14 protein-coding genes are annotated in these 16,639 nt (G+C 60.4%); 13 read left to right on the top strand and 1 reads right to left on the bottom strand.

The features are described from left to right. The first annotated feature begins 239 nt into the window (after positions 1-239). The 12 genes from tsf (at position 240) to lpxB (ending at position 12,500) form a co-directional block, all read left to right on the top strand. A complete protein-coding gene (gene tsf, locus PYR65_RS14000) occupies positions 240-1,166 on the top strand; it encodes a translation elongation factor Ts (RefSeq protein ID WP_060638402.1) in 927 nt (308 codons plus the stop codon). A gap of 189 nt (positions 1,167-1,355) precedes the next feature. Continuing rightward, complete coding sequence (gene pyrH / locus PYR65_RS13995; protein ID WP_060638270.1) at positions 1,356-2,078, top strand: UMP kinase; 723 nt, start codon at positions 1,356-1,358, stop codon at positions 2,076-2,078. 50 nt (positions 2,079-2,128) lie between these two features. Continuing rightward, positions 2,129-2,689, top strand: a complete 561-nt coding sequence (gene frr / locus PYR65_RS13990) for a ribosome recycling factor (protein ID WP_060638269.1) — start codon at positions 2,129-2,131, stop codon at positions 2,687-2,689. Positions 2,690-2,726: 37 nt separating this feature from the next. Further along, on the top strand, positions 2,727-3,470 hold the full coding sequence (locus PYR65_RS13985; RefSeq protein WP_276118436.1) for an isoprenyl transferase: 744 nt from the start codon (positions 2,727-2,729) through the stop codon (positions 3,468-3,470). Beyond that, complete coding sequence (locus PYR65_RS13980) at positions 3,470-4,303, top strand: phosphatidate cytidylyltransferase (protein WP_276118435.1); 834 nt, start codon at positions 3,470-3,472, stop codon at positions 4,301-4,303. The genes PYR65_RS13985 and PYR65_RS13980 overlap by 1 nt, the downstream gene beginning before the upstream one ends. Before the next feature lie 30 nt (positions 4,304-4,333). Beyond that, positions 4,334-5,467, top strand: coding sequence for an RIP metalloprotease RseP (gene rseP / locus PYR65_RS13975; protein WP_276118434.1), 1,134 nt, complete (start codon positions 4,334-4,336; stop codon positions 5,465-5,467). A 248-nt stretch (positions 5,468-5,715) separates the two neighbouring features. Beyond that, positions 5,716-8,049 (top strand): outer membrane protein assembly factor BamA, encoded by a 2,334-nt coding sequence (bamA, locus tag PYR65_RS13970; RefSeq protein WP_276118433.1) that lies wholly within the window; start codon positions 5,716-5,718, stop codon positions 8,047-8,049. A gap of 49 nt (positions 8,050-8,098) precedes the next feature. After that, entirely contained in the window at positions 8,099-9,166 is a 1,068-nt protein-coding gene (gene lpxD / locus PYR65_RS13965; protein WP_276118432.1) for a UDP-3-O-(3-hydroxymyristoyl)glucosamine N-acyltransferase, read from the top strand. Then, positions 9,159-9,626, top strand: a complete 468-nt coding sequence (fabZ, locus tag PYR65_RS13960; RefSeq protein ID WP_060638263.1) for a 3-hydroxyacyl-ACP dehydratase FabZ — start codon at positions 9,159-9,161, stop codon at positions 9,624-9,626. Before lpxD ends, fabZ begins: the two co-directional genes overlap by 8 nt. A gap of 2 nt (positions 9,627-9,628) precedes the next feature. Beyond that, on the top strand, positions 9,629-10,441 hold the full coding sequence (gene lpxA, locus PYR65_RS13955; protein ID WP_407951238.1) for an acyl-ACP--UDP-N-acetylglucosamine O-acyltransferase: 813 nt from the start codon (positions 9,629-9,631) through the stop codon (positions 10,439-10,441). Between the two features lie 5 nt (positions 10,442-10,446). After that, complete coding sequence (locus PYR65_RS13950) at positions 10,447-11,328, top strand: LpxI family protein (RefSeq protein ID WP_060638261.1); 882 nt, start codon at positions 10,447-10,449, stop codon at positions 11,326-11,328. Further along, positions 11,325-12,500 carry a lipid-A-disaccharide synthase gene (lpxB, locus tag PYR65_RS13945; protein WP_276118431.1) on the top strand — a complete coding sequence of 392 codons (1,176 nt, stop codon included), beginning with the start codon at positions 11,325-11,327 and terminating at the stop codon, positions 12,498-12,500. The genes PYR65_RS13950 and lpxB overlap by 4 nt, the downstream gene beginning before the upstream one ends. Positions 12,501-12,529: 29 nt before the next feature. Here lpxB and gltA read toward each other — a convergent pair whose 3' ends face one another. Further along, positions 12,530-13,819 (bottom strand): citrate synthase, encoded by a 1,290-nt coding sequence (gltA, locus tag PYR65_RS13940; RefSeq protein ID WP_060638259.1) that lies wholly within the window; start codon positions 13,817-13,819, stop codon positions 12,530-12,532. A gap of 312 nt (positions 13,820-14,131) precedes the next feature. Here gltA and PYR65_RS13935 point away from each other — a divergent pair, with 312 nt between their 5' ends. Then, a complete protein-coding gene (locus PYR65_RS13935) occupies positions 14,132-16,639 on the top strand; it encodes a ComEC/Rec2 family competence protein (protein ID WP_276118430.1) in 2,508 nt (835 codons plus the stop codon).

Raw genomic sequence — 16,639 nt, 5'->3', positions numbered from 1 at the left:
CTCATCCCGCCGTTCCTTTAGACACGATCAGGACAAGGCCGTTTACGACTGAAAAAGTGAACGGCCTTGTTCTTTTGCATCGGACCAGCCCATCGGGTGCCGGTCTCAAAGATGCCCATCACCGCGATGAACCCTTTCATCACGATGTCACATTCAGGGGTCATGCCCTGCCACATCCTCCTGGTATCGCGCCGGCTTTCTGGCAGCGCGCCAGCCGAACAAACGAAGAGGCAACAAAGATGAGCACTATTACTGCAGCAATGGTGAAGGAACTGCGCGAAAAGACCGGCGCAGGCATGATGGATTGCAAGAAGGCACTCGGCGAAACCAATGGCGACATGGAAGCCGCGATCGACTGGCTGCGTGCCAAGGGCATCGCCAAGGCCGACAAGAAGTCCGGCCGTGCGGCTGCCGAAGGCTTGATCGGTATCGCCAGCAGCGGCACCAAGGCCGTTGTCATCGAACTGAACTCGGAAACCGACTTCGTTGCCCGCAACGATGCCTTCCAGGACCTCGTCCGTGGCGTTGCAGCCGTGGCCGTCGGCACCGACGGTTCCGTTGAAACCATCAGCGCTGCCAACTATCCGGCAACCGGCAAGTCGGTCGCTGAAAGCATCACCGATGCGATCGCGACAATCGGCGAGAACATGGCTCTGCGCCGTTCGGCCCTGCTGTCGGTCGAAGACGGCGTTGTCGCCACCTACATCCACAATTCCGTTGCTGACGGCCTCGGCAAGCTCGGCGTTCTCGTCGCGCTGAAGTCGACCGGCGACAAGGATGCGCTGAACGCCATCGGCCGCCAGGTTGCCATGCACATCGCAGCAACCAACCCGCTTGCCATCCGTTCGACGGAAGTCGATGCTTCTGTCGCCGAGCGCGAACGCAACATCTTCATCGAACAGGCACGCGAATCCGGCAAGCCGGAAGCGATTATCGAAAAGATGGTCGAAGGCCGCATGCGCAAGTTCTTCGAAGAAGTCGCGCTTCTGTCGCAGGCTTTCGTCATGAACCCGGACCTGACCGTCGAAGCTGCCGTCAAGGAAGCTGAAAAGACCGTCGGCGCTCCGATCGAAGTTGTCGGCATGGCCCGCCTGCTTCTCGGCGAAGGCGTCGAAAAGGAAGAAACCGACTTCGCAGCCGAAGTCGCAGCTGTCGCCAAGGGTTGATTTCTTCATCCTGATTGGGAAAACAAAAGGGCATCGCGTGACAACGCGGTGCCCTTCGTGTATCCGGCATCATCATCACATTGGCGCAGGCTCCTTCGGGGATCATCCGGATGATATCGGCCGCGCAGGCGTGAAAAGATCAGTTTATGCACCATCTCCGCATGTGTGCCTTCTTGGACAGGAGTGACGATGTCGGCCGAACCTCTCTACAAACGCGTGCTGTTGAAGGCCTCGGGCGAAGCATTGATGGGAAACCAGGGGTTTGGGATCGACGTCGCCGTCGCCGACCGGATCGCCTCCGACATTGCGCAGGCGCGCGCCATGGGCGTTGAAGTCGGCGTCGTCGTCGGCGGCGGAAACATTTTTCGCGGTGTCGCGGTCGCCTCCAAGGGCGGCGACCGGGTAACCGGCGACCATATGGGCATGCTCGCCACCATCATCAACGCACTGGCGCTGGCGACCTCGCTGCGCAAGCTCGACGTCGATACCGTCGTTCTCTCGGCCATCGCCATGCCGGAAATCTGCGAGAGCTTCTCGCAGCGCGCCACGCTTTTCCATCTGTCCCAGGGCCGTGTCGTGATCTTTGCCGGCGGCACGGGCAATCCGTTCTTCACCACCGATTCGGCTGCCGCCCTGCGCGCCGCCGAAATGGGTGCGGAGGCGATCTTCAAGGGCACGCAGGTTGACGGTATCTATACCGCCGACCCGAAGAAGGACCCGACAGCCACCCGCTTTGACCGCCTGACTCATAGCGAAGTCCTGCAGAAGGGCCTTGCCGTCATGGATGTTGCAGCCGTGGCCCTGGCGCGGGAAAACAGCATTCCGATCATCGTCTTCTCGATCCACGAGAAGGGCGGTTTTGCGGAAATCTTGACCGGCGGCGGCCGGGCGACCATCGTAACAGACAATTGAGCAGCTAAAGGGCGGTCGCAAGGCCGCCGCGATAAACGGGAGTTTGATCCATGAGTGAAGGTATTGACCTGAATGACCTGAAGCGCCGCATGGATGGTGCCATCAACGCATTCAAAAGCGATATCGCATCGCTGCGCACGGGACGCGCATCCGCCAACGTTCTCGATCCGGTGATGGTGGAAGCCTATGGTTCGCGCGTGCCGCTGAACCAGGTGGCCAATATCACGGTGCCGGAATCGCGCATGCTGGGCGTGTCGATCTGGGACAAGTCCATGGTCAACGCCGTGGACCGCGCCATCCGGGAATCCAATCTCGGCCTCAATCCGATCGTCGATGGCCAGAATCTGCGTATTCCGCTGCCGGAACTCAACGAAGAGCGCCGCAAGTCGCTGGTGAAGGTCGCGCACGACTATAGCGAAAAAGCCAAGGTCGCCGTGCGCAACGTACGCCGTGACGGCATGGATAGTCTGAAAAAAGCCGAAAAGGATGGGGATATCGGTCAGGATATCAGCCGAAGCCAGTCCGAAAAGGTCCAGAAAATGACAGATGAGATGATTTCCGACATCGACCGCTTGCTCGGCGATAAGGAAAAGGAAATCATGCAGGTCTAGTCTGCCTGTTTCCGAGTCTCTGTTTTTCGGACCATCGATGTCAAACCCATTGCCCAGAAATGTTCCCACGCATGTTGCCATCATCATGGATGGCAACGGCCGTTGGGCCAATTCACGCGGATTGCCGCGGACGATGGGACATCGCAAGGGCGTCGAATCCGTGCGCGAGGCCGTTCGCACGGCTGGCGAAGTCGGTATCCGTTACCTGACGCTGTTTGCCTTCTCGTCTGAAAACTGGAGCCGGCCAGAGGCGGAAGTCTCCGATCTGATGGGGCTTCTCAAAGCCTTCATCCGGCGCGATCTGGCCGACCTGCACCAGCAGAACGTGCGCATCCGGGTGATCGGCGACAAGAACAATCTTCGCGGCGATATTCTTCCTCTGCTTCTGGAGGCGGAGGATACGACGCGCAACAATACGGGTATCACACTGGTTATCGCCTTCAACTATGGTTCCCGCGATGAAATGACCCGCGCCATGCGGGCGCTGGCGGTAGACGTTGCGCAAGGGCGGTTGACCGCCGACCAGATCACGCCGGAGCGCATTGCCAGCAAACTCGATACGGCCGGTATTCCCGATCCCGATCTGGTTTTGCGCACCAGCGGCGAGGAGCGGTTGTCGAATTTCCTGCTCTGGCAGGCCGCCTATTCCGAACTTCTGTTCGTGCCCGAGCTTTGGCCCGACTTCAACCGTGAAGTCTTCCTCAATGCCTTGAAGACCTATGCCGGGCGGGAACGCCGGTTTGGTGGCCTGTCGCAGCCGACGCTTGCGGTTGGTTCCTGATGCAGAGCGAATTACGGCTACGCATCATCTCCGGCATCATCATGGCTGCAGTGACCTTGGGCGCGACCTGGGTTGGCGGGACGGTGTTCGAGCTTCTGTCCGTCGCCATTGCCGTTCTCGTCTATTACGAGTGGTCGACGATCACCAAGCTGGCCGAGCGTGATTTCCAGGGCAATGCTTTCGGCTGGCTATCGCAGGCGGTGATCTCCGCTCTCATCCTGTTCGATGGCGCCCATGCCACGCTGCTTGTCTTGGCGGGCTTTGCCGCGATTGCCGCCATCTGGGTGTTTGTCCGCAGCGGAACATGGTGGCTTCCCGGCGGCATCGTCTATGCCGGCCTGACGGGCATTTCGCTGTCGGCCATACGCGGTGAGGCCGATATCGGCCTGATCGCGATGATCTTCATCTTTGCCGTGGTCTGGGCGACCGATATTCTGGCCTATTTCACCGGCCGCGCGATCGGCGGCCCGAAGCTGGCACCGCGCATCTCGCCCGGAAAAACCTGGTCCGGCGCGATCGGCGGAACGGTGTGCGGCGTCATTGCCGGGGTTGCTGTCTTCATGAGCTATTTTTCGCTGAACGATGTGCGCATTCCGCTTTTAGCCCTTGCGCTCTCGATCTCCAGCCAGATCGGCGATCTCTTTGAATCCTATATCAAGCGTCGGTTCGGCGTGAAGGATTCAAGCAAGCTCATTCCCGGTCATGGCGGTGTCATGGACCGGGTCGATGGACTTGTTTTTGCCTGTTTTGCCGCGCTTTTGATTGCTTTGGTTGAAGTCGTGTCCAGCGGCGGACAGAATCTGCCCCTGGGGGCAATCCTTTTGGCGCCATAAAAGGCGCCCGCATACCTGATCGAGGACCTCATGGCTTACCTGGCCGATACGCTTCAACTGATTGCCGGCTATATCGTGCCGTTCCTGCTGGTGCTGACGCTGCTCGTCTTCGTGCATGAAATGGGACACTATCTGGTCGGCCGCTGGTCAGGCATCCGTATTCTCGCTTTTTCCGTCGGTTTCGGCCCGGAATTGTTCGGCTATACCGACAAGCAGGGAACGCGCTGGAAGTTCTGCGCCATCCCGCTCGGCGGCTATGTGAAATTCTTCGGCGACGAGGACGCCGCCAGCGTCCCCGACTACAGCAAGCTGGAGCAATATTCGCCCGAAGACCGGGACCGGACGTTCCTGGGTGCCAAGCTCTGGAAGCGGGCGGCCACGGTTGCTGCCGGGCCGATCGCCAATTTCATCCTCGCTATCGCCATTTTTGCCGTGCTGTTTACGGTCTATGGCAAGCCGATTGCCGATCCGGTCGTGGCCGAGGTCAAGGAAAACAGCGCTGCCGCCAAGGCAGGCGTGCTGCCGGGCGATCTCCTGGTCGCAATCGACGGGACGCATGTCACCACTTTCGACGATGTGCGCCGCTATGTCAGCATCCGCCCGGAAACGCCGATCACCATCCAGATCAAGCGCCAGGGCGAGCTGCTCGATCTGCCAATGGTGCCTCAGCGTACCGAAATCACCGACCAGTTCGGCAACAAGATGGAACTCGGCATTATCGGCATCCTGACGAATCAGGAAACCGGCAATTTCCGCCTGGAGACCTTCGGTCCGGTCGAGGCCGTGGGGCAGGGTGCGGTCGAAAGCTGGCATATCGTCACCGGCACGTTCAACTATCTCGGCAACCTTGTCACCGGCCGTATGAAGGCCGATCAGCTCGGCGGCCCCATCCGCGTGGCGCAGGCCTCAGGCCAGATGGCGACGATCGGGGTTGCCGCCGTGCTGCAGCTGGCGGCGGTCCTGTCGGTTTCCATTGGACTTCTCAACCTAATGCCGGTTCCCGTACTTGATGGCGGCCATCTGATGTTTTATGCGGTGGAAGCCATTCGCGGAAAACCGGTTGGACCACGCACACAGGATGTCGCGTTCCGGATCGGTTTTGCCATGGTGCTGATGCTGATGGTGTTTGCGACATGGAACGACATCAGTTCGCTTTTGGGCTAGCACGTAAGGCCTGCGGCGGTCATAAGGCTGCGGGAGAGGCGATCGGCTTCTTTGAGATTTCAAAGGGTTGATCGAAAGGAATTGTTTACGATAATTGAATTCCGTAGTGGCCGTTAGGACACGGTTTCAATTGAAGTAAACAGAAATTAACGAGCTGGCTTGCTTGTATATGAAAAGCGGTTAAAACGGCAGCCGTGACCGGAGTCGGTACGAGTTCGCTGCGGGGCATTGGGAAGAAGGTAAGATTTATGAAAGCTGGTTCAAAATTTTTGAACGCGGTGTCGGCGGTTGCGCTGTCTGCAAGTATGGTCGCAACGGGGTCTGGCATCGTTACGCTTGCCAGTGCGAGCGTCGCTGAAGCTGCAACGATCAGCCGCGTCGAAGTCCGTGGCGCCACCCGCGTCAGCCCCGAAACGGTCCGTGCAAACATCACGATCGTTCCCGGCAAGGCCTTCAGCAACAGCGATATCGATTCTTCCGTCAAGCGCCTTTATTCCACAGGCTATTTCTCCGATGTCAGCATCAATATCTCGGGCGGTACGCTTGTCGTCACCGTGAGCGAGAACCAGCTGGTCAACCAGGTCGTTTTCAACGGCAACCGCAAGATCAAGGACGAAAAGCTGGCGACCATCGTGCGCACGCGTTCGCTGGGTCCGTACAGCGAGGCGACCGCCGAATCTGACATTCGGGCCATCAAGGAAGCCTATGCCGGCATCGGCCGCGAAGATGTGACTGTGACCACGCAGGTCGTTCCGATCGCCGAAGGCCGCGTCAATCTCGCTTTCGTCATCAATGAAGGCGACCGCACCAAGATCACCGCGATCAACTTTGTCGGCAACAACGCCTATAGCAACGGCCGTCTCGAGGCTGTGATCGCGACCAAGGAATCGGGGATTTTCTCCTTCCTGACCCGCAAGGACGTTTACAATCCCGACAAGCTGCGCGCCGACGAAGAGTTGCTGCGCCAGTTCTACTACAATCGCGGCTATGCGGATTTCCGCATCGTGTCCTCGGATGCCGTGCTGGATGAATCCACCAATGAATACACGGTGACGATCACTGTTGAGGAAGGCGAGCGCTACGATTTCGGCACCGTCAACGTCGAATCGACCGTTGAAGGCGTCAATGCCGATGAGCTCAAGGGTCTCGTGCAGTCGTCGCCGGGCTCGATCTACAAGGCGAAGGACGTTCAGGACAGCATCTCCGCGATCTCCAAGCGCGTCGCCGCCCAGGGCTATCCGTTCGCCCGTGTCACGCCGCGCGGCAACCGCGATTTCGGCAGCCGCACGATCGCTGTCGATTATTTGGTCGATCAGGGCGAGCGCGCCTATATCGAGCGTATCGAAATCCGCGGCAACACCCGTACCCGTGACTACGTCATCCGCCGCGAATTCGACATGAGCGAAGGCGATGCGTTCAACCAGGAACTGATCACGACGGCAAAGCGCCGCCTGGATGCTCTGGGTTACTTCTCCGCCGTCAACATCACGACCCAGCCCGGCAGCGCGTCTGACCGCGTCGTCGTCATCGTCGACGTGCAGGATCAGTCCACCGGTTCGTTCGGCATCGGCGCCGGCTATTCGGCCGGTAGCGGCGGCGGCTTCCTCGTGGAAGCCTCTATCGAAGAAAAGAACTTCCTTGGCCGTGGCCAGTATATCCGCCTTGCCGCAGGCCGTGGTGACCAGAGCCGCACCTATAACGTTTCGTTCACCGAGCCCTACTTCCTCGGCTATCGCCTGGCCGCCGGTTTCGACGTGTTCCAGAACGAAAACGACTATGACGAAGACAATTACAGCTACGAAGACAAGGGCTTCAGCCTGCGTGTGACCGCGCCGATCACCGAGCGTCTGTCTACCACCTTCCGTTACAACCTGACGCAGCTGGATTACAGCGGCGACCGGTCCGACCTGTCCAGCCCATACCGCCGTGCGATCGACGGCAGCACGTGGACGCGTTCGTCGGTCTCTCAGACGCTGACCTACAATTCACTCGACGACGCGACCTTGCCGCATGAAGGCATTCTGGCGTCGGCAACGCAGGAATTTGCCGGTCTCGGCGGTACGTCCGATTTCTACAAGCTGACCGCCAAGGCCAAGTGGTATTATACCGTCAACGACGATGCCGATATCATCGCGTCTCTCGGCGGTAGCGCGGGTCACATGTTCAACACGGGCGGTCAGATGGAAGTCTTCGACCAGTTCCAGTTGGGCCAGAACGACATCCGTGGTTTCGAGCGTAACGGCATCGGTCCGCGCAGCAGAGAATATGGCGACGCCATCGGCGGCACGACCTACTTCACGGCCTCTGCCGAAGCAACGTTCCCGCTGCCGTTCGTTTCGCGCGATGCCGGTTTCCGCGGTGCAATCTTTGCAGATGCAGGGACGCTGTATGGCAACGAGGTCAGAACAACGGCCGACGACGAGCTTGAGGGCACCAACAGCTCGCTGCGCGCCTCCGTTGGTCTGGGCATCATCTGGGCATCGCCTTTCGGTCCGCTGCGTGTCGATTATGCGATCCCGGTTGCCAAGGAAGATTTCGACCGCGTACAGAACCTGAAGTTCGGTATCTCGTCGTCCTTCTGATCCTTGCAGTCCAGAACTGCCTGCCAAAAACTGTTCTGGAGTGTTGGCTATGGAAAACAATTGGTTCTTCCCACCGCATGATGGGATCCGCCTGAGCGATCTGGCGGATCAGATTGGTGCGGTCCTGCAGGCTCCGGAGCTCAGCGACCGGATCGTCCGCTCCGTGGCTCCGACCTATCGGGCTGGCGAGTTCGATGTCTGCTATATGCTGCAGCGCCGCTTTCGAGACGAGTTCGAAACATCCAAGGCCGGCGCGATCATTTGCGACGAGACGATCGCTGCGATCGTCCCGCCGCACATCCCCGTTCTTCTGACACGCTATCCCCACACGGCTTTTGCGCTTGCCGGTGCGATCTTGCATCCGCAGGCCATGCGTCCTGAACAGAACCTGTCGGGACCGCGCGGCATCTCTCCTGCCGCCTTTGTCGATCCATCCGCGCAGATCGAGGACAATGTCGATATCGAAGCGACGGCCGTGATTGGTGCCGGCGCCCATATCGGCACGGGCACGCGGATTGCAGCCGGGGCCGTGATCGGTCCGGGTGTGCGGATCGGGCGCGATTGCACCATCGCCGCCGGTGCCAGCATCATGTGTGCGCTCATTGGCAACGAAGTCATCATCCATCCCGGTGCCCGGATCGGCCAGGATGGTTTCGGCAATGCGCCGGGGCCAAAAGGCGGCATGATCAAGCTTGTCCAGATCGGCCGCGTCATCCTGCAGGACAGGGTCGAGATCGGCGCCAATACGACGATCGACCGCGGCGCCATGGATGATACGGTGGTCGGCGAGGGCACCAAGATCGATAATCTCGTCCAGCTCGGACACAATGTCCGCGTTGGCCGCCATTGCGGTATCGCAGCCCAGGTGGGCATTGCCGGCAGCACGCGGATCGGCGACGGCGTGTTGATCGGCGGCGCTGCCGCGATCAATGGACATATTACCATCGGCGACAGGGCGCAGATCGGCGCCATGAGCGGTGTCGCTTCCGACGTTCCCGCCGGCGAACGCTACGGCGGCATTCCGGCGCGCCCCATGCGCGATTTCCTGCGCGAAATTGCAGAGATCACGGCGCGCGCGCACAACAGGCAGAAGAAATCAGGAGGCAAAGATGAGTGAAGCAGCAACCACCGTTCTCGGTACGGCTGATATCAGGGAAATCTTGAAGCTGCTTCCCCATCGGTATCCATTCCTGCTGGTCGACAAGATCATCGAGATCGATGGCGACAATTCGGCGATCGGGATCAAGAACGTCACGGCCAACGAGCCGCATTTTACCGGGCATTTTCCCGAGCAGCCGATCATGCCGGGCGTTCTTCTGATCGAAGGCATGGCACAGACTGCAGGCGCGATCTGTGCCCGCAAGACCGGCGACGGCAACAACCTCGTCTACTTCATGACCATCGACAACGCCCGCTTCCGCAAGCCGGTCGTACCCGGCGACAGGGTGGAATTCCATGTCGTCAAGCAGAAGCAGCGCGGCCATATCTGGAAATTTCACTGTGATGCAAAAGTTGACGGGCAACTTGTCGCGGAAGCTGATATCGGCGCCATGATTATCAGCAAGGAAGACGCCTGAACATGATTGCCTCTACCGCGAAGATCCATCCGCTCTCGGTTGTCGAAGACGGAGCGGTGATCGGTGACAACGTCGTTGTCGGGCCGTTCTGTCATGTTGGGCCGAAGGTGACGCTCGCAGCCAATGTCGAACTGATCAGCCATGTCGTGGTGCTTGGCCGCACGACGGTCGGCAAAGGCTCGAAGATTTTCCCCTCAGCGGTGATTGGTGGCGATTCGCAGAGCGTTCATCACAGCGCCGTCGATACGACGCTGCTGATCGGTGAAAACTGCACCATCCGCGAAGGCGTGACGATGAATACCGGCACTGTCGAACATGGCGGCGCCACCATTGTCGGCGACAACAATCTGTTCCTTGCCTATGCGCATGTGGCGCATGACTGCCGCCTCGGCAACAATATCATCCTCTCCAACAATGTCATGCTTGCAGGCCATGTGACGGTTGGAGACCGCGCCATTCTCGGTGGCGGCTCGGCTGTTCACCAGTTTACCCGTATCGGCCGCCATGCCTTTGTCGGCGGGCTCTCGGCAGTCTCCTACGATCTTATTCCCTATGGCATGCTCAACGGCAATCCGGGGCTGCTGGGCGGGCTGAACGTGGTCGGCATGAGCCGTTCCGGCATCGAGAAACCGGTTATCCACGCCGTTCGCCGCGCCTACAAGCAGATTTTCGAAGGTCCGGAATCGATCCGCGCCAATGCAGCATCCATCCGTGGCGATTATCTGGAATGCCCGCCGGCGCTCGAAATTCTCGATTTCATCGCGGCCGAAAGCGATCGCGCGCTGTCGTCGCCGACGCGAGGCAGCAAAGGCTGAGGCAGATGAGCTTGGACAGCCGGCCCGACATCAAAGACCGGCTGGCCATCATCGCCGGTGGCGGCCTGCTGCCATTGCATGTCGCCGAGGCTGCGCGGACGCACGGCGAAAATCCCTTCATTATCGCGCTTGCCAACGAGTCTGAGCGGGACTGGTCGTCCTTCGATCACACGACGCTGGGCATCGGCAATTTCAAGGCGATCAGCGGCGTCTTCCGCGATGCCGGCATTGGCCGGGTAGTCATGTCGGGCGCGGTGCGCCGCCGGCCGGACTGGCGCGATATCAAGCCGACATTGAAAAGCCTGGTGAAGATACCGAGCGTTCTGCGCACCTTGTTGTCCGGTGGCGACGATGCCGTTTTGAAAATGGCGATCGAACTGATCGAGACCAACGGCGCACGCGTCATCGGCGTACAGGATATCGTGCCTGAACTGCTGGCCGAGATCGGTACGCTTGGCGCGCGCGCGCCGGGTTCGGAAGACCAGGTGGATATCGAGGCTGCCGAAGCGGCTGCCATCGCCCTTGGTCATCTCGATGTCGGGCAGGGTGCCGTTGCCGTTGGCGGCCGCGTCGTGGCGCTGGAGGGCCCCGAGGGAACCGATGCAATGCTGGAGCGGGTAGCGCGCCTGAAAGCCGATGGACGCATCTCCAGCCGCCGCCGCGGCGTGCTGGTCAAGCTCTGCAAGCCGCAACAGGACCTGCGCGCCGATCTTCCCTCGATCGGTCCATCAACGATCAAGGGTGCGCAGGCGGCGGGGCTGGCCGGTATCGCCGTTGAATCCGGCCGGGCCCTGGTCCTGGACCGGGAGGAGATGATCGCGCTTGCCAACGAGGCCGGCCTGTTCGTCACCGGCGTAGACCGCGCGCTTTTGCGAGGTGGACAATGAGTGCGCAGGATCTGAAGCTTGCCGTGATCGCCGGCGAAGTGTCGGGCGACCTGCTGGGTGCTGATCTCGTCAAGGCGTTGCGCCCGCTGGTTAAGGGTAAGCTTTCACTGGTTGGCGTCGGCGGCGAGGGACTGGAGGCCGAGGGCCTGACGTCGCTGTTTGACTATTCCGAGCTGTCGATCATGGGTATCGCTCAGGTTCTCGCCCGCCTGCCGAAGCTGATCTGGCGCATCCGCCAGACCGCCAGGGCGATCATTGCCGCCAGACCCAATATCCTCGTCATCATCGACAGCCCGGATTTCACTCACCGCGTTGCACGCCTCGTGCGCAAAGCGTTGCCGGATCTGCCCGTCGTTAATTATGTCTGCCCGAGTGTCTGGGCGTGGAAGCCGGAACGCGCCGTCAACATGCGGCCTTATGTCGATCATGTTCTGGCGGTGCTCCCGTTTGAGCCCGAGGTCATGCAGCGCCTCGGCGGGCCACCGACCACCTATGTCGGGCACCGGCTGGCAAGCGACGCCAATGTGCTGGCGGTGCGGGCGCGCCAGATCAACAAACGCGTCGATCCGGAGGCGGCGACCTGCCTGCTGCTGCCAGGGTCGCGCGGCAGCGAAATCAGCCGGCTCCTGCCGGAATTCGGAGAGACCGCACAGGAACTGCGCAGCCGGCATCCGGATATGCGGTTCCTGCTGCCAACGGTGCCACGGCAGGAAGCGCTGGTGCGGCAGGTAACGGCGTCCTGGTCCGTCAAGCCGGAAATCTCCGTCGGAGCTGCGGCCAAATGGGCGGCGTTTTCACAAGCCGATGCAGCGGTTGCCGCATCCGGCACGGTGATCCTGGAGCTTGCGCTCGCCGGTATTCCGGTCGTGTCGTCCTACAAGGCCGACTGGCTCATTCGCCTGATGCACAAACGCATCAAAATCTGGACGGCAGCCATTCCCAATCTGGTGGCGGATTATCCGATCGTGCCGGAATATCTGAACGAGGCCATTCGCGCCGGTGCACTGTCGCGCTGGATGGAGCGTCTGTCCGGCGATACGCCGGAGCGCGGCGCCATGCTTGCGGGTTACAGAACCGTCTGGCAACGCATGGCGACGCAACAGCCACCGGGTGAGATCGCCGCCCGCATCGTTCTCGATGTCTACACCACGAAAAAGCCCGGCCATCGCTGACCGGGCTTTTTCTTTGGTATTTCCTTAGCTTAGCGCTTGGAAACCGGGACGTAATCGCGTTCCGGCTCGCCGATATAGAGCTGGCGCGGACGGCCGATGCGCTGTTCCGGATCTTCGATCATCTCGTTCCACTGGGCAATCCAGCCGACCGTGCGGGCGAGTGCGAACAGCACCGTGAACATGGTGGTGGGGAATCCGAGAGCCTTCAGCGTGATGCCGGAGTAGAAGTCGATGTTCGGATAGAGCTTCTTCTCGATGAAGTAGCTGTCGGTCAGCGCGATACGCTCGAGCTCCATGGCCACTTCAAGCAGCGGATCGTCCTTGTGGCCGAGTTCCGCCAGCACTTCATGGGTGGTCTTCTGCATGATCTTGGCGCGCGGGTCGTAATTCTTGTAGACGCGGTGGCCAAAACCCATCAGGCGGAACGGATCGTTCTTGTCCTTAGCACGGGCAACGAATTCCGGAATGCGATCGACCGAGCCGATTTCAGCCAGCATGTTCAGCGCGGCTTCGTTGGCGCCGCCATGCGCCGGACCCCAGAGGCAGGCAATGCCGGCAGCGATACAGGCAAACGGGTTGGCACCCGACGAGCCGGCAAGGCGAACGGTCGATGTCGAGGCGTTCTGCTCGTGGTCGGCATGCAGGATGAAGATGCGGTCCATGGCGCGCGACAGCACCGGATTGACCGTATATTCCTCACAAGGGACGGCAAAGCACATGCGCAGGAAGTTCGACGCATAGTCCAGATCGTTCTTCGGATAAACGAAGGGCTGGCCGATATGGTACTTGTAGGCCATGGCGGCGAGCGTCGGCATCTTGGCGATCATGCGCAGGCTTGCAACCATGCGCTGGTGCGGATCGGTGATGTCGGTCGAGTCATGATAGAAAGCGGACAGTGCGCCGACACAGCCGCACATAACGGCCATCGGATGCGCATCGCGGCGGAAGCCGGTGAAGAAGCGCGACATCTGCTCGTGCACCATGGTGTGGTGCGTGACGCGGTAGTCGAAGTCCTTCTTCTGGGCTGCCGTCGGCAGTTCGCCGTAAAGCAGCAGGTAGCAGACTTCGAGGAAATCGCCGTGTTCAGCGAGCTGTTCGATCGGATAACCGCGATGCAGGAGGATGCCCTGGTCGCCATCGATATAGGTGATCTTGGATTCGCATGATGCGGTCGATGTGAAGCCGGGATCGTAGGTGAACTGGCCGGTCTGCTTGTAGAGCGTGCCGATATCGACCACATCCGGACCGATCGACCCCGATCGTACCGGCAATTCCACCGTCTTGTCGTCCACGGTTACGACTGCGCTTTTTCCTGTCATGGGGGATCCTCCGTTTGCAGCAAATTGGCACACAATTATGCCGCAGATATTAACGCCGACCATGTGCTATCCGATTTACTCACGGCTGCCAAGTTCAACGAAAGGCAAATTGTGCGATGCAAAAATAGGCATATGGCGACGCAATAATTGCACGTTCGGGCCATATGTCCAATGACATAATCGTTCGGCCAAAGACCCGGTTCCATCACCCCGGAAACTTCTGCAAGTTTTTTATGCAATAATATTCAAGGTTGCATTTCATTTTTTACGGTTGCACAATGTGGCGAGATGGCGGCGGCTGGAGCAGCATCCATGGCGCAGGGGCAGGAGCAGGATCTGGCGCCACGCGCGCCGTTTGACAGCATGCTCACCCATGCCCGCACGCGCAGTTCGCAGCGTGCTGATGTCATCCCGCAACAGCCGCAGAACCGGGCGTGGCATGGGTCTCTTGCCCATCTGATCGCGGCAAAGGGAGGCATTCGACCTCTATACCGGCATGTGCAATTTAAACGTGCGGTCGCTGAAGAACTGGCCTTTGGACATGCCTTTCTGTTCGTTCCCGTCTTTGTCGGTTCAGGCGCACTTGTGTGGTTTTGGCTGCCGCAGACGCCGGGCCCTCTTAAACTTGCACTGCTGATGTGCGTTTTCGGCATGGCATTTTTCGCACTCCGGCACCGCCCGGGCTTTTGGCGCACGGGCATCCTGATTGCCGCCTTGGTGACCACGGGCATGGCGCTTGCCGCATGGGAGACGGCGCGGCTGGGGACCGTGGTGCTCGACACGCCGGTGACGACATGGGTGCGCGGAACGGTGACTGCGCGCGAAACCACTGATCGCGGCTATTGGCGATATACAGTGGCACTTGCGAAGACGTCGGACCCGCAATTGGGACGTCCGCCCTTAAGGATCACGCTCTTGTCCCGCAGCCGGGAAACACCGGTCAACATTGGCGGCGGTATCGAGGGCAGGGCGCGTTTGTCGCCGCCTTCAGGTGCGGCACTTCCAGGTCTCAACGATTTCGCCTTTGACAGCTATTTCCGGGGTATTGGCGCCGTCGGATATTTCTATGGGAAACCGCGCTCTGTACCGGGCAGCGAAGGCACCGGCATAAGCGGGATTGCCACCTGGCGTGCCGGTATTGGGGAAACGATTGCCCGATGGCGCGAAGCAGTTGGCGCACGCATTCGCGGCACGATCGGCGGCGACGCCGGCGCGATCGCTGCCGCACTTGTCACAGCCGAAGAACGCGCCATCGGGCGGCCGACGATCGAGGCGCTGCGCGAGGCGGGACTTGCACATGTGCTGGCGATCTCCGGCTTGAACATGGTGCTGGCCGCCGGAACCTTCTTGATCGGCGCGCGCACGCTGCTCAGCCTCGTTCCGGGGCTGGCGCACCGGTTTGCGATCAAGAAACTCGCCGCTGGCGGGGCGCTGATCATGGTGTTTGCCTATATCCTCATCTCGGGCGGTGCGGTTTCGGCGGTGCGCTCCTGGATCATGATTTCCATCATGCTGATTGCCGTCTTCTTCGACAGGCCGTCGATCAGCCTGCGCAATGTGGCCCTGTCGGCATTAATCATCCTGGCCGTCACACCCTCCGCCATCACGGGGCCGGGTTTCCAGATGTCCTTTGCCGCGACCGTGGCGCTGGTTGCGGGCTACGCCTTTTGGCGCGAGCGGCCGGGCCGCGAAAGTCTTCCAGCAACCCGTGCCGCAAACCGCTGGACCGGTCCCTTGAAGGCCGCCGGCGGGTTCTTTGCCGGCCTGTTGCTCAGTTCGCTGATCGGCGGCCTGTCGACGATGATCTACTCCGCCGGCCATTTCCACCGGCTGGCCGCCTATGGCCTGGTTGGCAATCTGCTGGCCATGCCGATCATCAGCATCTTCGTCATGCCCTTCGGCTTGCTGGCCATGCTGTTGATGCCGTTTGGACTCGATCGCTATCCCTTGCTGGTCATGGGGCAGGGTCTGGATTGGATGATCTCCATTGCGCAGATGGTGGCGTCATGGGGCGGTGAGGTGACGACGGGCCGCATTCCGCAACAGGCCTTCCTGCTGATTGCCGCGGGTGGCGCTCTCGCCTGCCTGTTTCGCACATGGCTGGCCATATCCGGCCTGATGATCGTGGCAGCCGGTCTTGTGGTGGTCTCTTTGAGCGGAATGGAGCAACCGGATATGGTGATCGCTGAAGACGGCCGTCTGGTCGCGATGATCCGGCAGGCGCAGGCTTCCAGCAACCGGACAAAGCCACCGGATTTCGTGTTTTCACAGTGGCAGCGCGCTTTGCGGCTGGAGGATCATCGAGGGCCGCAGCAGAAGCCGGAACTGGCAATCGTCGATGCAGCCGAAGCGGCAAGCGGTGAAGAACCCACAGAAACACGCGCAACCAAGCCGCCGATCGACAGGGATGCGGCGCGAAACGTCATCCGCACGCTTTTGGCCAATGCTGCGCCCGGCCGTTTTCTCTGTGTCGCAAAGCAGTGGTGCGCGGGAACGGCAGCGCAGGGATGGCGGATTGTCACCGTCGATGATGCGCGGTTCATCGGCGTTGCCTGCGACGAGGCGGATATCGTCGTGACGCCGGCCATGCTGCGTTTTCGCACCTGCCGGTCGGGCGCGCTGCTGTTTAGCGGCCAGAGTCTCCGCCGCACGGGAGCCGTGGAGATTTATGGCACAGGTGCGGGAACGGCGGACAAGGCAGATGGCCGGGCGGCGATGCGAGTGGTGTTTGCACAAGCGCAATTGCAACGTCCCTGGGCGCAGCACAGGACGTATGATTGGCGCAGCGGCCAGTTTGATGCGGGAGAACTGGTCGAATGA

It is taken from the genome of Pararhizobium qamdonense, assembly GCF_029277445.1.
In the GTDB taxonomy this organism is placed as follows: domain Bacteria; phylum Pseudomonadota; class Alphaproteobacteria; order Rhizobiales; family Rhizobiaceae; genus Pararhizobium; species Pararhizobium qamdonense.
This window is presented reverse-complemented; position numbering and strand designations above follow the sequence as displayed.

Bases quoted from the DNA above. Each gene is read 5' to 3' on its own strand.
- tsf (WP_060638402.1), top strand. From the start codon at position 240: ATGAGCACTATTACTGCAGCAATGGTGAAGGAACTGCGCGAAAAGACC.
- pyrH (WP_060638270.1), top strand. From the start codon at position 1,356: ATGTCGGCCGAACCTCTCTACAAACGCGTGCTGTTGAAGGCCTCGGGC.
- frr (WP_060638269.1), top strand. From the start codon at position 2,129: ATGAGTGAAGGTATTGACCTGAATGACCTGAAGCGCCGCATGGATGGT.
- PYR65_RS13985 (WP_276118436.1), top strand. From the start codon at position 2,727: ATGTCAAACCCATTGCCCAGAAATGTTCCCACGCATGTTGCCATCATC.
- PYR65_RS13980 (WP_276118435.1), top strand. From the start codon at position 3,470: ATGCAGAGCGAATTACGGCTACGCATCATCTCCGGCATCATCATGGCT.
- rseP (WP_276118434.1), top strand. From the start codon at position 4,334: ATGGCTTACCTGGCCGATACGCTTCAACTGATTGCCGGCTATATCGTG.
- bamA (WP_276118433.1), top strand. From the start codon at position 5,716: ATGAAAGCTGGTTCAAAATTTTTGAACGCGGTGTCGGCGGTTGCGCTG.
- lpxD (WP_276118432.1), top strand. From the start codon at position 8,099: ATGGAAAACAATTGGTTCTTCCCACCGCATGATGGGATCCGCCTGAGC.
- fabZ (WP_060638263.1), top strand. From the start codon at position 9,159: ATGAGTGAAGCAGCAACCACCGTTCTCGGTACGGCTGATATCAGGGAA.
- lpxA (WP_407951238.1), top strand. From the start codon at position 9,629: ATGATTGCCTCTACCGCGAAGATCCATCCGCTCTCGGTTGTCGAAGAC.
- PYR65_RS13950 (WP_060638261.1), top strand. From the start codon at position 10,447: ATGAGCTTGGACAGCCGGCCCGACATCAAAGACCGGCTGGCCATCATC.
- lpxB (WP_276118431.1), top strand. From the start codon at position 11,325: ATGAGTGCGCAGGATCTGAAGCTTGCCGTGATCGCCGGCGAAGTGTCG.
- gltA (WP_060638259.1), bottom strand. From the start codon at position 13,819: ATGACAGGAAAAAGCGCAGTCGTAACCGTGGACGACAAGACGGTGGAA.
- PYR65_RS13935 (WP_276118430.1), top strand. From the start codon at position 14,132: ATGGCGCAGGGGCAGGAGCAGGATCTGGCGCCACGCGCGCCGTTTGAC.